Below are 14802 nucleotides of genomic sequence, written 5' to 3' on the forward strand. Positions count from 1 at the left end.
TGCTCCTACAATTCAATGCTCATGCCGTCGTAGGCCACTTCGACATTGCGCCGCACCAGCTCGGCGCGCTCGGGGGAGTCTTCGTCGAGGATCGGGTTGGTGTTGTTGATGTGGATAAGCACCTTGCGCTGCTCAGGTAACTGCTCGAGTACTTCGAGCATGCCGCCGGGACCGTTTTGCGCCAAGTGGCCCATCTCGCGGCCGGTGCGCGTGCCGACGCCCCGGCGCTGCATTTCATCGTCGTCCCACATCGTGCCGTCCACCAGCAGGCAGTCGCTGCCCGCCATGATTTCCAGCAGCGGCGCATCGACTTTGCCCAGGCCCGGTGCATAGAACAGCTTGCCGCCGGTGCGCAGGTCTTCGACGATCAGGCCGATGTTATCGCCTGGGTGCGGGTCAAAGCGGTGTGGCGAATAGGGCGGGGCGGCGCTGCGCAAGGGCAGCGGGGTAAAGCGCAGGTTCGGGCAGGCCGGGATGGTGAAGCTGGCGTCCAGCTTAATACGGTTCCAGGCCAGGCCGCCGTTCCAGTGAGTCAACATGGTGAACAACGGGAAACCGGTGCTGAGGTCTTCATGGACCATGTCGGTGCACCACACCTGGTGAGGGCAGCCTTCGCGCAGGCTCAACAGGCCGGTGGTGTGGTCGATCTGGCTGTCCATCAGGATGATCGCGCTGATGCCGGTATCGCGCAGGGCGCGGCCGGGTTGCATCGGTGCGAAGCCTTGCAGTTGCGCACGGATATCCGGCGATGCATTGCACAGCACCCAGTTCACGCCATCGTCAGAAATCGCGATGGACGACTGGGTACGCGCCTGGGCGCGCAGGCTACCGTCGCGAAAGCCTGCGCAGTTCACGCAGTTGCAGTTCCACTGCGGGAAGCCACCGCCGGCGGCGGAACCTAGAATCTGGACAAACATGATTGCTCCATCACGCAAAGCTCAAAACAAAAACGCCCCGGGCGAACCGAGGCGTTGTATTACTCAGCCAATCAACGGCTGGCGAAGTACATGGTGACTTCGAAACCGATACGCAGATCAGTGTAAGCGGGTTTGGACCAGGTCATATTCATACTCCTACCAAGGGATGGGACGTTCACTACCAAGTAATACATATAGTCCACCTCCTATCGGAGATGTTCAGATATTGCGCATGAATATTACGCAATTCTTTTCAAGTTAGCGCTGTCTTGACGGAAAAAGCCTGTTGCAGGGTTGGCAACGATCAGCCTGCCGGTTGCCAGTAATCGTTGATAGATGGGCCGTTGGCTAGGCAACGCCAGCCGCCGGCAGCGTCGTTGAGTTGCTGGGCGGCACGCTGCACATCCTCGCGTGTGCGGTTTTGTATCAACTGTTGTAGCAGCTCCAGATAACCCGACGGGTGGCCCGCCAACTGCGCCTGCCACAGCAGCTCGGCGGCCTGGCTGAGCGGCACTTGCCGGGCATTAAATTGCTGCGCCAGGGCCTGGTTGCCCAAGTCTGGGCTGCTGTCGATTAACGACGGTAATTGCTTCAGAAAGCCTTGCAGGTGATCGACGATCCCGCTCAATGAAACGCTGGGGGACTGCACGCCAAATAGTAGCCCGGTTTGCCCGTTGACCTGTCGGATGCCGCTGAATACCGCGTAGCCGATTTGTTGCTCGACCCGCAGACGCTGGTAAAAAGGCCCTTGGAGTAGATGCCCAAGCAGTCGCCACGCGGCTTCATCGGCCAGGGAAGGTGTGGGCGTGGGGCAAAAAAGCAGTAGAGCGGCTTCGTTGGCGTCGGTTTCCACCTCGTGCCAGAGTTTCTGACCGCCGAGGGGTCGCGGCGTGCGCTCAATGCTTGTCGGCTGACCCGGTAGCCGGACTGCGGCGATTTTGATCGCGGCTTCACAAGCGGCCGGTAATCCAAAGCCGAGCCCATGCCATCTAGCGGTCGCCCATGACACTGGCCCGGAACGAGTGTCGGAGCAGCAAACAGGCAGCGCCTTGAGCAGCTCTCGGATGGCGATCATCGGTGTTGCGGCGGGTGCGGCGTCTTGTGTCAGGCTTAAGCTTTGCGCCAATACGTCCAGAACAGCCGGCATGGGCTGATGAAGACCGACCATTTTCACCAGGAAATCATTGCCGATCGTTTCGAAAGACAACTCAACGCCGGCCTGCCGGGCATTCTCGCGCAATGGTTGTAACGTATGTTCCAACCCCACGGGCGCGGCGTTATCAAACTGCCATTGCAGATACAGCGCGCCTTCATCGGTGTCATCCGCCAATGCCTGGCTGAATGTCAGCGCCGACACCTCCCGACGGCCTCGGGAGCGGTCCTGGGCGAAGGTGCGCAAACCCCGGTGGGCGCTGGTCTGGCCGCGAATCAGCCCGGCGCGTTCTTCTTTGGCAGGTGCCCGCAGGAACGGGTTGCTGGGCGGCAACTGCCAAGGGTGCTGGAATGGTTTAAGGTGCAGCGAATCCAGCAGCGCTTTCAGTGCGGCAGCGCCTTGTTCCGACAAGTCTTCACGTTCATTTCGCGCCACCGCCAGTGCGCTTTGCACCTGTTGCTGGCGAGCGTTCAGCAAGGCGAACTCTTCGCGCAAAGATGCCCAGTTGCTGTGTGCGAAAAAGCTCAGCCAATCGTGCAGCAATGCTTCGATTTGCGTAGCCGAATCGTCTTGAGTAGCGAGGGTAAAGTCGATATCCAACACGGCTTGCCCGGCGAACGCATAAAGCACGGACGCCTGCATTGCGCTGGCCAGTTTTCGTGCTTTCAGCTCAGCCAGTAAACCACCCGGCGCCGCAGCGTTGAGCCAGGTGCAAAGAAACTCCAGCGCTTGGCGAGAAGCGCCACAGGTGATGACGTGGTGCAGGTGATTCTGGGCGACGTGTTGATAGCTGCGCGCGTGGCCTGGCATCAATGCTGGCGCTGCGGTTTGTGGGCGCAGCGGGCCAGGGGCCAACTCGTCGCTGAAACACTGGGCCAACGCTTGCAGTTCTTCCAGTGACTGCGGGCCAGCAAGAATCAACGTCATCTGCCCGCTCTGATAGAACTCGCGGTGAAATTCCCACAGTGCCTGCTGAAAGGCCTCACGCTCCACCGGCAGACTATCCCGGTTACCGGCATGAAAACCGCGCAGCGGATGGTCCGCCGCCAAGCCTTCCAGCAGCGCAACTTGCTGCTGCGCCTTGGCATCCTGGGACCAGGCCACAAACTCCGCCTGCAGCACTTCGCGCTCACGCACCTGGTCTTCAATCGTCAGGCGCGGATGGGTGAGCATATCCGCCAGCCGCTCGAGTCCGCCGGCAAAGGTTGGCACTGGCAACTCAAAGAAGAAGTCCGTGGTGCGTTCGCGGGTGCTGGCGTTGACCTGCCCACCCTGGCGCTGCACGTAAGCCATCAAGCCTTCGCTTGTGGGAAAGCGCGCGGTGCCGAGAAACAGCAAATGCTCAAGAAAATGCGCCAAGCCCGGCCACGCCAATGGCACGTCATGGCTGCCGGCGGCCACGCGCAACATCGCGGCGCAACGCTTCAAGCGTGGCGCATGGCGCAAGGAAACCCGCAGGCCGTTGGCCAGGGTCAAGTCAAGGTAATGAGGGTGGGCCGGCGCAGGCATGGGCACTTCCGAAACGTAGAATGTGCCTATGCTAACAAACCGGCCGGTTCAGGGCTTGTGCAGCGCGCCGTACAACTCTGGGCGACGGTCTTGCAGGTAGTGATTGGCCGCGCGTGCATCCAGGATCGACTGGCGATCCAGCGTACCGACGATCAGCGCTTCATCTAATCCCGCCTGGGCGATTCGCTGGCCATTGGGCCCAGCAATACTGCTTTGCCCGCAATACTGAATCTCGCCTTCGTGCCCACAGTAGTTGGCGTAGGCCACATAGCATTGGTTTTCAAAGGCCCGCGCCCGCACGGTCACGTCGGCAACAAAGTCGAACGGCACCATATTGGCCGTCGGCACCAGGATCACCTCGGCACCGGCCAGGGCCAGGCGGCGGGTGTTTTCCGGGAACTCCAGGTCGTAGCAGATCAGAAACCCGAGCTTCCAGCCGTTAAGCTCCACCAGCGGGAAGTCATCTTCCCCGGCACTGAACATCGAGTGGTCCAGGTCGCCAAACAGATGAGTCTTGCGGTAGTTGCACAGGCGCTGGCCGTGGGCATCGATCAACTGCACGGCGTTGTAGATCTGCCCGTCCTCAGCCCGCTCCGGGTAACCGTAGAGGATTGCCAAACCGGCGCTTTTGGCCAGCTCGGCAATCGCCTGTGCCGACGGCCCATCCTGGGCTTCGGCGAGTGCGCCCACCGCTTCGGCACCGATGTTGTAACCGCTGAGGAACATCTCCGGCAGCACCAGCACGTCGGCACCGGTGGCCTCATGGGCCAATTGATGCAGGCGCTTGAGGTTGCCGGCCACATCCAGCGGCAGCGGTGGGCATTGGTACAGGGCGACACGCATGCGCAACTCCTTAATCGGCCAGGGCGATCGGGCCGATTTCGTCAAAGACATCACCTGGGCCCGGGTTCTCGGGGTGAGTGCCGCCGCCGAAGTGGGTCATGATGCCCCACACCGCATTCAGCGAGGTTTGCACCGCGCCCTCGACCCACGCAGGTGTCCAGGATACGTCGTCACCGGCGATAAAAATCCCACGCTGTTCGGCGGGCATGTCCTTCTGCATAAAGTGCGCATACATGCGCTGGTTGTAGCGATAGTGGCCGGGCAATGCGCCTTTGAAGGCCCCGAGGAAATGCGGGTCGGCTTCCCAGGACACGGTGATCGGGTCGCCGATGATGCGCGCCTTGATATCGACTTTCGGGTAGATCTTTTTCAGCGCGTCGAGGGCCAGTTTCACGCGCTTGTCGATGGGCTGCGGGAGCATTTTCAGCGCGTCACTCATCCACGAATACGACAGGCAAATCACGCCTGGCTTGTCGTCACCGTTGTCGAACAGATAGGTGCCACGGGTGAGGCGGTCGGTGAGGGTCATGCTCATCAGGTCGCGGCCGGTCTCCGGGTCTTTGTCTTTCCAGAACGGGCGGTCGACCATCACGAAGGTTTTCGACGATTGCATGTAGCGCGTGCGGTCCAGGGCCATCCACATCTTTTGCGAGAACAGCGTTTCGTCGCATTCGATTTGAGTGGTCAGCAGCCAGCTTTGGCAGGTGGTGAGCACGGCAGCGTATTCGCGGGTGTCGCCGTAGTTGTCGGTGACCGCAAAACGGCCATCGGTAGCGTGGGCAATGCGTTTTACCCCCGCCCGTGGCGCACCGCGATGCAAGGAGCTGAGGCTGGTGCCGGCAGGCCAATGCGCGCAACGCTCCGGCACATGGCGCCAGATGCCCATGGGCACTTGCGCTACGCCGCCAACCACCAGGTGTTGGTGATCGTCGCAGTTGGTCATCACCACTCGGAAGATTTCCAGCATCGAGTTGGGGAAATCCGAGTCCCAGCCACCCGTGCCGAAACCCACCTGGCCAAACACTTCGCGGTGCGCGAACGACAGCTTGGCGAACGCCTTGGACGTGGCGACGAAGTCATAGAAGGTGCGGTCGTCCCACAGCGGTACCAGCTTGTTCCACAGCGCTTTGAGGCGCGGCACGTCACGGTCGCGAATGGCTTGCTGGATATCACCGAACTGCGAGCCGGCCTCCAGTGCATCCGCCCAGGCATCGGCCACCTCCTGGAACAGCACGGGCAAGTCCGAGAGTTTCTGCGCGTAGTGGGTCTGGCCTTCGAGGTCGACCACTGTGCTGCCGGAAGCAGGTGTCAGCGGGTTGGGAAAAGGTTTGGTCTCCAGGCCCAACTTGTCCACATAGTGGTAGAACGCGGTGGACGACACCGGAAAACGCATGCCGCCCAGCTCGGCGATGATGCCTTCGGCGCCTTCAAAGGCCTGGGAGCGCAAGCGCCCGCCCATCTTCGATGCCTCATACACCACCGGCTTGAGGCCCAGCTTCATCAGCTCGTAGGCCGCCACCAACCCCGCGATCCCGGCGCCCACAATTGCCACTTCCGCGCCATGGTTGACCGCAGGAATGCTACCCAGGCCGGCCGGGTGTTCGATCCAGTCATCAAAGGCAAACGGGAAATCCGGGCCAAAGATGGTGATAGGTTTTTTACCGTCGGCGGGATGGCGATTGGTCTTGCTGATGGTGCTGGACGGAATGCTCATGGCTGACCTTACTGATGACTCGGCGGGGTTCGGCCCGTTGAGTATAGGAAAAGATGGCAGCCAGTTTAGGGAGCGTAGCGTTCGTTATTAAGACGCAATGTGTCGTCGGATTGGATTGTTTTTAGTCAGAATGACGAAGTGACTGGTCAAACTGGCTGGCCACGGTCCAATTTGTTACTGAGGATGATCGACGTGGTGGTTTTTTCCACGCCCTCGACGCTGCCGATCTGGTCCAGCAACTGGTCCAACTGTTCCGGCGAATCAGTGCGCAGCCAAGCCACGTAATCGAACTCGCCACTCACCGCACACAACTGCTGAACCTGCGCCATGGCGCTCAGCCTGCGCAGCACTTCCTTGCCCGAACGCGCTTGAACGGTGATGCCGACATACGCCTGCAAACCCCCATCGACCACACGCTGCCCGAGGCGCACGCCATAACCGGTGATCACCTGGGTTTTCTCCAGGCGCGCCAGGCGCGAGGTCACCGTGGTGCGCGCAATCCCCAACTGCCGGGCTAGCATGGCTACGCTTTCGCGGGCGTTGATCTGCAAGGCGGCGATCAGTTGGCGATCGATTTCGTCGAGGGCGGGCAAGGGTGGGGCTCCGGTGCGGGGGGGCAATGAGGCGGTATGTTACAGACTTCCAGACACGAAAAAGCCGCGCAATGCGCGGCTTTCTTGTTTGGTGGGCCCAGTAGGACTCGAACCTACGACCAAGGGATTATGAGTCCCCTGCTCTAACCAACTGAGCTATAGGCCCTCAGTAGGACGCGGATTATAGCGACGGTTTCCGTGCTGTGCCATCCGAAAAGTCTGAAACCCGCATATGAAGAAAGGTCTCGGCAAAAAGCTCCGGCGGCAGCGGCAGGCTGACGATGTAGCCTTGCATCTGTTCGCAGCCTTCGGCGGCCAGGAAGGCCTGTTGTGCGGGGTTTTCCACGCCTTCGGCGATGATGGTGAATTGCATGCTGTGGCCCAGGGCGATGATGGCGCGCACGATGGCGGCGTCGTGGGGGTCGTCGGGCAGGCCGCGCACGAAGGACTGGTCGATCTTGAGGAAATCCAGTGGCAGGCGCTTGAGGTAGCTGAGGGATGAGTAGCCGGTGCCAAAGTCATCGATGGCCAGTTGCACGCCCAGGTGCTTGAGTTGGTGCAGCACTTCGAGGGCTTCTTCGGCCTGGCTCATGATGAAGTTTTCGGTGATCTCCAGTTGCAGGCAACCGGGCTCCAGGTGGTAGTCATGCAGCAGTTGTTCGATGCGCGCGAGCAGGTTGGGGTGACGCAGTTGTGCGCCGGCGAGGTTGACTGACAGTGGGCCGAAGTCGTTGAAGGCGTGTTTCCACGTGTGCATCTGCCGGCAGGCTTGTTCCAGTACCCAGTCGCCAATTTGCAGGATCATGCCGTTCTCTTCGGCCAGGGCGATGAAGTGTTCCGGCGGCACGTCGCCAAAGGTCGGGTGGTGCCAGCGAATCAAGGCTTCGGCGCCGATCAGTTCCTGGGTGACCAGGCTGCGCTTGGGTTGGTAGTACAAAAACAGCTCTTCACGCTCGATGGCGCGGCGCAGTTCGTGTTCGAGTGCCACGCGTTCGTTGGCCTGGGCGGTGAGGTCCTGGGTGTAGCTTTCGACTCGGTTGCGGCCTTTGGCCTTGGAGCGGTACATCGCGGCGTCGGCGTTTTTGACCAGGGTGGCGACGTCGATGCCGTCCTGTGGATAGAGGCTGGTGCCGATACTGGCGCTGATAAAAAACTCATGCTCGCCGGCCTGGAATGGCGGGGTGAAGCAGGCGAGCAGTTTATTGGCCAGGTGTTCGGCATCGCTGGCTTGTTGCAGGCCGGGCAGCAGGATGATGAATTCGTCGCCACCCAGGCGTGCCACGGTGTCGATGTCGCGCAATTGTTCCTTGAGGCGCACGGCGATGTCCTTGAGCAGCAGGTCGCCGACGGGGTGGCCGAGGCTGTCGTTGATGTGTTTGAAGCGGTCCAGGTCGAGGAACAATACAGCGCCTTGATTACCGGTTTCTTCCTGGCTGTTGAGGGCGGCTTGCAGTCGGCTTTCAAACAGGGTGCGGTTGGGCAGGCCGGTCAGTGGGTCGTGGTGGGCTTGGTAGTCGAGGCGAGCCTGGGCGTGCTTGAGGCTGGAGATATCGGCAAACACGGCAACAAAGTGCGTGATCAACTGGTCGCGGTTGCGCACGGCGCTGATGGTCAGCCAACTGGGGTACAGCTCGCCGTTTTTGCGGCGGTTGGAAATCTCGCCCTGCCAATGACCGTGGGCCGTCAATTGATGCCACATCGCCGCATAGAACGCGCTGTCATGCAGGCCGGAAGCGAGCAGGCGCGGCGTGCTGCCGAGGGCTTCGGCTTCGCTGTAGCCGGTGATTTCGCTGAAGGCACGGTTGACGGCGCTGATGTTCTGCCGGGTGTCGGTGATCAATACGCCCTCGGCGGTGCTCTCGAATACGGTGGCGGCCTGCTGCAGTTTTTCCTGCATCACTTGGCGCTCGGTGATGTCGCGGGCGATGGTCAACATGCAGTCTTCCTCGCCGATGGGCAGCGGGCGACTGGACACTTCGCACAGGCGAATCAAGCCGTCGGCGCGGCGGATATGGCAGACGAAGTCGCGCACAAAACCGTCGCGTTGCATCAATTCCAGCAGGTGTTTGCGTTCGTTGAGGTCGACCCAGATGCCCAGGTCCAGGGTCGACTGGTCGAGCGAACTGGCGCTGGTGAAACCCGTCAGGCGGGTGAAGCCTTCGTTCACTTCGATCAAACGCCCATCGCGCTGGCGGCTGAGCAGCAAACCGTCGGGTGAGGCGTGGAAGGCCTTGGCGAACTTCTCTTCGGAGGTTTGCAGCAGTTGCTGGGTTTCCTTGAGTTGGGTGATGTCCCGCACCACCACCACCAAGGCTTCGGTGGTGTCGAGTTGGAACGGCTCGGCGGAGATCAGCCCGGTAAACGCTTGGCCATTGCTGCGTAGAAACGGCATTTCCAGGTTGCGGATGCTGGTGGTCTGCACACGTTGCAGCAGGTCGGGGCCAACGCCTTGAACGCCCCAGATATTCAGCTCGGTGGCGGTTTTGCCCACGACTTGTTCGGCGCTTAGCCCAATCTGGTCCTCGAAGGCCTTGTTCACCTCCAGCAGGCAGCCATCAGAGAGGCGGGCGATCACCAGAATGTCCGGGCATTGCTGAAACACCGAGGCAAACTTCTCTTCGGAAAGCTGCAATGCCTCTTCAGTACGCTTGGCTTCGCTGATATCGATCATCAAGCCGCGCAACACCGGCTCATGGCCGTGCTCGATCAGGCTGACGATATCGCGCACCCATAAGCAACGGCCGTCGGCGGTGATCACCCGGTAATCGAGGCTGTGATCGCGGTTGGCACGGGTTTCCCGGTAGCAGTATGCCTCTGCGCGCGTCAGGTCGGCGGGGTGGATGATGTTGCGCCAGAAGCCTGGAATCAGCCAATGGGCACGGGGGTAACCCAGCAGGTCCTCGGCATGGGGCGACACGTAGCTGTAGGTGAAGTCGGTGATGCTGGCTTCCCAGGCAATCGCGGACAGGCTCTCCACCAGGCCACGATAATGGTATTCGCTGCTGCGCAATTCCTGCTCAAGGGCGACCCGCCGGGCAATTTCCGAGCTGAGCCGGCGGTTGATGCGAATCACGATGGCCAACACTGTGCTCAACAGCAAGACCGCCGGCAGGCCGTACATCAGCAAATCGGCCCAGAAGGTGCGGTGATCGGTGACGCTGCCGACCCAGTGTTGCTGGATTGCGTCGGTTTCGTCGGAGCTGAGGTCGGCGAGGACTTTGTCCAGGATGCCCACCAGTATTTTCTGATCGCGCGGCACGCCCATCGCCAGCTGGTAGCGATAGGGCGTTTCGCCGCTGACGTACAAACCATCCAGCTTGAGCTGGCGCAGGCTCCAGACGCTGGAGGCGAGGTCGCTGACAACCGCATCCACCTCATCGGTGGCCAGGGCTTGCAGCGTCGAGCTGACGTTGGGCATGGCCACCAGGTTGAGGTCGGGATGGTGAGTGCGCAGTAATTCGTGCGGCGCGTAGTTTTCCACCACGGCAATCTTCAGGCCGTACAGGTCTTTGAGGTTGCGCGGTTTCGCGCCGCCCTCATGGGCGAGGATGACGATGGGAAAGTCCAGGTAGGGGCGCGTAAAGGCCAGGTAGTTCTGGCGCTCGGGCGTCGACATGATGCCGGGCAGCAGGTCGAGCTGGTTGTTTTTCGCCTGTTCGAGCACGGCGGTCCAGTTTGCTGGCTCGATCAGTTTGATCCGTACGCCCAGGCGGTCCTGGATCAGGCGTACATAGTCGGCAGCAAGGCCTTGATAACGGCCATTTTCATCACGGTATTCGAAGGGCGGCCAAGAAGCGTCCACCCCCAGGCGCAGCTCCTGATGGTCCGCCAGCCAGCCACGCTCATCATCAGTAAGAGTCAACGCGCCAGCCGTTGCGGTCCAGGTCAGCAGCGACAGCAGTATCACGGTCGGCAGTCTGGGCATAACGGTCTCGTTATGGCACGGGGAATGTGTCGAGTGTAGACGGGCATTGCGGGGGAGGGTGGTTGCGGGGGAAGTTAATCTGTAGAAATTAATCTATAGAAAACAAAACCCCCGGCCTGGGCCGGGGGTTCTGGTATCACTCGTCGAGGAAGGAGCGCAGATGCTCGCTTCGCGTCGGGTGGCGCAACTTGCGCAGCGCCTTGGCTTCGATCTGACGGATCCGCTCGCGGGTCACGTCAAACTGCTTACCGACTTCCTCAAGGGTGTGGTCGGTATTCATGTCGATGCCGAAACGCATGCGCAGTACCTTGGCTTCACGGGCAGTGAGGCCGGACAGTACGTCGCGAGTCGCTTCTTTAAGGCTCTCAACAGTGGCGACATCGATTGGCGACTGCATGGTCGAGTCTTCGATGAAGTCACCCAGATGGGAGTCTTCGTCATCACCAATCGGCGTTTCCATGGAGATCGGCTCTTTAGCGATCTTTAATACCTTGCGGATTTTATCCTCAGGCATTTCCATGCGTTCGCCCAGCTCTTCCGGGGTCGGTTCGCGACCCATTTCCTGCAACATCTGCCGGGAAATACGGTTGAGCTTGTTGATCGTCTCGATCATGTGCACCGGAATACGGATGGTGCGAGCCTGGTCGGCGATCGAGCGAGTGATCGCCTGACGGATCCACCAGGTGGCATAAGTCGAGAACTTGTAGCCGCGACGGTATTCGAACTTGTCCACCGCCTTCATCAAGCCGATGTTGCCTTCCTGGATCAGATCGAGGAATTGCAGGCCACGGTTGGTGTACTTTTTGGCGATCGAGATCACCAGACGCAAGTTCGCTTCAACCATCTCTTTCTTCGCGCGGCGGGCCTTGGCCTCACCGATCGACATGCGACGGTTGATGTCTTTGATTTCAGCAATCGTCAGACCGGTTTCGTTTTGCAGGGCGATCAGCTTTTGCTGGCAACGAATGATGTCCGGTTGCAAGCGGCCAATGGCTTCGGCGTATTTGCCTTTGCCCTTGGCGAGGCCGTCGGACCAGCTTTCGTCTACTTCGTTGCCCGGGAACTGGCGCAGGAAGTCGGCACGCGGCATGCGTGCATCACGCACACACAGCTGCATGATTGCGCGCTCTTGAGCACGCAGGCGCTCTAGGGCACTGCGAACACGCTCAACCAGGCCTTCAAATTGCTTAGGCACCAGCTTGATCGGCATGAACAGCTCAGCCAGGGCCACCAGCTCGGCAATTACCAGCTTGTTGGCGCGACCGTGCTTTTTCAGAGCCTTGCGGGTGATTTCCATTTGATCGGAAACCGCACCGAAACGCTGGGCAGCGATGATCGGGTCCGGACCGCTTTCAACTTCGTCTTCGTCGTCGCTGCTGGCTTCAGCATCGTCGTCTTCGGCTTCGTCGTCGGCTTTCGCGGCTTTCGCATCGACAGGCGGCGGCACTTCGGCGGCAGGCGGCGCAATGCCGTCGTCCGGGTCGATGTAGCCACTCAGAACGTCGGACAGGCGACCACCTTCGGTGGTAACGCGGGTGTACTCGGAGAGAATATGGTCAACCGTGCCTGGGAAGTGCGCAATTGCGCCCATCACTTCACGGATGCCCTCTTCGATACGCTTGGCGATTTCGATTTCGCCTTCGCGTGTCAGCAGCTCCACGGTACCCATTTCACGCATATACATGCGCACAGGGTCCGTCGTGCGGCCGATATCGGTCTCCACCGCAGCCAACGCGGCGGCGGCTTCTTCAGCGGCGGCTTCGTCGGTATCGGCGTCGGCCAGCATAAGGGAATCCTTATCTGGCGCAGTTTCGAATACGTTGATCCCCATGTCGTTAATCATGCGGATGATGTCTTCCACCTGCTCTGGATCTGAAATATCCTCAGGCAGGTGGTCGTTGACCTCCGCGTAAGTCAGGTAACCCTGCTCACGACCCAGTGTGATCAACTCTTTGATACGAGACTGCTGTTGCGCTTTTCCGGACATAACACCCTATCCACTGAAGGTCTTGGCGGGCAAAAAACAAGCCGAGGATTATACCCGAGCTATGACCTCACACGCCAGCTGAGGTCGGGTTTGATGTGCAAACATTCTGTTTTAAGAGGTCGCGCATCTGTTTTGCTATCTGAATTTGCTCTTCAGCCGACAATCCCGGCTGCCTTGCACGCTTGATCAGCTCATCCAGGGTCTGGGTGTGCTGACCTGCGGATAACCTAGTAATGGTGTCTAAAAACTGTTGTTCAAGGTTGTCGCCGTCAATTAGCCACTCCTTTTCCGCCAATGCTTTGAGCAAACGTCCTTGTTCGGTGCCATGCCAACGAGCCATCAATTGAATTGAGTTTAGCTTAGGATTTTTCTGTACCGCCTCGATCAAGGCGATCAGTACCTGAGCATAAGTGTTGCTCTCGTTGGCAAAGTGATCGGCGCTTTCAACTTTTTTTGCCAATTGCGGGTGGTGAATAAGTGTGCGCAGCGCAATGAGCGTTGGAGCTTCGACAGCGACAGGAGTTCGCGGCGCGTAAGCCTCGTCACGGTCACCGCGCTTGCCGTTCTTGCTCCAGGGTTTTTTGTCCCATTTTTTGCCGCCGGCACCGGGTTTCTTCGGCGTCCATTCCTGCTGGGGCGCGTAGGCCTCCTGCGGTTGGTGGAAGTCTGAATAATCCGGCATGGCGTCGTAATCCATGCCAGGGTCGTAGGCTGGCGGTGCTTCCTGCGGCGCGCTGTGCACCAGCTGGCTGACGGCCTCGCCACTCAAGCCGGTGATTTCCAGCAAGCGCATGCGCATCAGCGATTTCAGGTTGGCGCCCGGCACTTTATCGATCAGCGGCGCTGCGAGGGTGGCCATGTGGGCCTTGCCTTCGAGGGAGCGCGGGTCGGCTTCTTCGGTCAATTGCTGGAAGAAATAGTCCGCCAGCGGCTGCGCGTGTTGATTGATGCGGGCGCGGAAGGCATCGGTGCCTTCGGAGCGCACCAGGGTGTCCGGGTCTTCGCCTTCGGGCAGGAACAGAAAGCGCGCGCGGCGCCCGTCCTGCAGGCTCGACAACGTGGCTTCGAGCGCACGCCACGCGGCGTTGCGGCCAGCCTGGTCGCCGTCGAAACAGAACAGCACGCTGGGCACTACGCGAAACAGGCGCTTCATGTGTTCTTCGCTGGTGGCGGTGCCCAGTGTAGCGACGGCATTGCGCAGGCCCTGCTGGGCCAGGGCAATCACGTCCATGTAGCCTTCCACCACGATGATTTCATCGAGGTTGCGATTGTTCTTGCGTGCTTCAAACAGGCCGTAGAGTTCCTGGCCCTTATGAAACACCGGTGTTTCCGGGGAGTTCAGGTACTTGGGCTTGTCGTCACCCAATACGCGACCACCAAAAGCGATGATGCGGCCACGGCTGTCGCGGATCGGAAACATCACGCGGTCGCGGAAGCGGTCATAACGCTTGCCGGTCTCGGCGTTTTCCACCAGCAGGCCGGCATCGATCATGGCCTTCTGCTGCAGTGTGTCGCTGCTCAAGTGTTTGTAAAGGTTGTCCCAGCCTGGCGGGGCGAAACCCAGGCCAAAATCCCGGGCGATCTCGCCGGTGAGGCCACGGCCCTTGAGGTACTCGACGGCGGCCTTGCGCTGCGGATGGCTTTTAAGCGCCTGACGGTAGAAGTCGGCAGCGGCTGTCAGCAGCGGGTACAGCGGCGAATCGGTGGGTTGGCGCGGCTTGTGTGGGCGGCCACTTTCTTCGCGGGGGATTTCCATGCCGGCGGCTTTGGCCAGTTCCTCGACGGCCTGGGGGAAGTCCAGGTTGTCGTGGTCCATGATAAAGCCGAGGGCGTTGCCGCCTGCGCCACAACCGAAGCAGTAGTAGAACTGCTTGTCGGGGCTGACGCTGAATGACGGGGTTTTTTCTTTGTGGAACGGGCAACAGGCGGTGTAGTTCTTGCCGGCCTTCTTCATTTGCACGCGCGAGCTGACAACGTCGACGATGTCGGTGCGGTTAAGAAGGTCGTCAATAAAACTCTGGGGAATCAGCCCGGCCATGGCGTTCTCGTCATCACTGCGTGTAAATGAGGGCCCGTGAAGTGATCAAGCGCACGTATCGAGTGCTCGAACATCTGTCGTTTATATGGGGAGTGTATCTGCCGAGCATTCACTGACGTTAAT

Annotated in this window: 9 protein-coding genes and 1 tRNA gene; all 10 read right to left on the reverse strand. The window is 60.1% G+C overall.

Annotated features, from left to right (window positions below):
• Positions 1 to 5: 5 nt before the first annotated feature.
• A complete protein-coding gene (gene pqqB / locus FFI16_RS29565) occupies positions 6 to 917 on the reverse strand; it encodes a pyrroloquinoline quinone biosynthesis protein PqqB (RefSeq protein ID WP_138813592.1) in 912 nt (303 codons plus the stop codon).
• A 71-nt stretch (positions 918 to 988) separates the two neighbouring features.
• Complete coding sequence (gene pqqA / locus FFI16_RS29570; RefSeq protein WP_003194766.1) at positions 989 to 1063, reverse strand: pyrroloquinoline quinone precursor peptide PqqA; 75 nt, start codon at positions 1061 to 1063, stop codon at positions 989 to 991.
• 158 nt (positions 1064 to 1221) lie between these two features.
• The gene (gene pqqF, locus FFI16_RS29575; protein WP_138813593.1) at positions 1222 to 3579 is read right to left on the reverse strand and encodes a pyrroloquinoline quinone biosynthesis protein PqqF; all 2358 of its coding nucleotides are present in this window, start codon (positions 3577 to 3579) and stop codon (positions 1222 to 1224) included.
• 48 nt (positions 3580 to 3627) lie between these two features.
• Entirely contained in the window at positions 3628 to 4422 is a 795-nt protein-coding gene (locus tag FFI16_RS29580; RefSeq protein WP_138813594.1) for a carbon-nitrogen hydrolase family protein, read from the reverse strand.
• Positions 4423 to 4432: 10 nt separating this feature from the next.
• Entirely contained in the window at positions 4433 to 6115 is a 1683-nt protein-coding gene (locus FFI16_RS29585; RefSeq protein WP_138815337.1) for an NAD(P)/FAD-dependent oxidoreductase, read from the reverse strand.
• 167 nt (positions 6116 to 6282) lie between these two features.
• Positions 6283 to 6729: an Lrp/AsnC family transcriptional regulator gene (locus FFI16_RS29590; RefSeq protein WP_058420501.1), complete on the reverse strand. Its 447-nt coding sequence runs from the start codon at positions 6727 to 6729 to the stop codon at positions 6283 to 6285.
• 89 nt (positions 6730 to 6818) lie between these two features.
• A tRNA-Ile gene (locus tag FFI16_RS29595) sits at positions 6819 to 6895 on the reverse strand.
• Positions 6896 to 6910: 15 nt separating this feature from the next.
• Positions 6911 to 10654 (reverse strand): EAL domain-containing protein, encoded by a 3744-nt coding sequence (locus FFI16_RS29600; protein WP_138813595.1) that lies wholly within the window; start codon positions 10652 to 10654, stop codon positions 6911 to 6913.
• Between the two features lie 136 nt (positions 10655 to 10790).
• Positions 10791 to 12641: an RNA polymerase sigma factor RpoD gene (gene rpoD / locus FFI16_RS29605; protein ID WP_138813596.1), complete on the reverse strand. Its 1851-nt coding sequence runs from the start codon at positions 12639 to 12641 to the stop codon at positions 10791 to 10793.
• A 67-nt stretch (positions 12642 to 12708) separates the two neighbouring features.
• The gene (dnaG, locus tag FFI16_RS29610) at positions 12709 to 14679 is read right to left on the reverse strand and encodes a DNA primase (RefSeq protein WP_138813597.1); all 1971 of its coding nucleotides are present in this window, start codon (positions 14677 to 14679) and stop codon (positions 12709 to 12711) included.
• Between the last annotated feature and the right edge of the window lie 123 nt (positions 14680 to 14802).

Source organism: Pseudomonas sp. KBS0710 (assembly GCF_005938045.2).
GTDB lineage: Bacteria > Pseudomonadota > Gammaproteobacteria > Pseudomonadales > Pseudomonadaceae > Aquipseudomonas.

Coding starts and splice junctions, on each gene's coding strand:
- pqqB (WP_138813592.1), bottom strand. CDS start 917: ATGTTTGTCCAGATTCTAGGTTCCGCCGCCGGCGGTGGCTTCCCGCAG.
- pqqF (WP_138813593.1), bottom strand. CDS start 3,579: ATGCCTGCGCCGGCCCACCCTCATTACCTTGACTTGACCCTGGCCAAC.
- FFI16_RS29580 (WP_138813594.1), bottom strand. CDS start 4,422: ATGCGTGTCGCCCTGTACCAATGCCCACCGCTGCCGCTGGATGTGGCC.
- FFI16_RS29600 (WP_138813595.1), bottom strand. CDS start 10,654: ATGCCCAGACTGCCGACCGTGATACTGCTGTCGCTGCTGACCTGGACC.
- rpoD (WP_138813596.1), bottom strand. CDS start 12,641: ATGTCCGGAAAAGCGCAACAGCAGTCTCGTATCAAAGAGTTGATCACA.
- dnaG (WP_138813597.1), bottom strand. CDS start 14,679: ATGGCCGGGCTGATTCCCCAGAGTTTTATTGACGACCTTCTTAACCGC.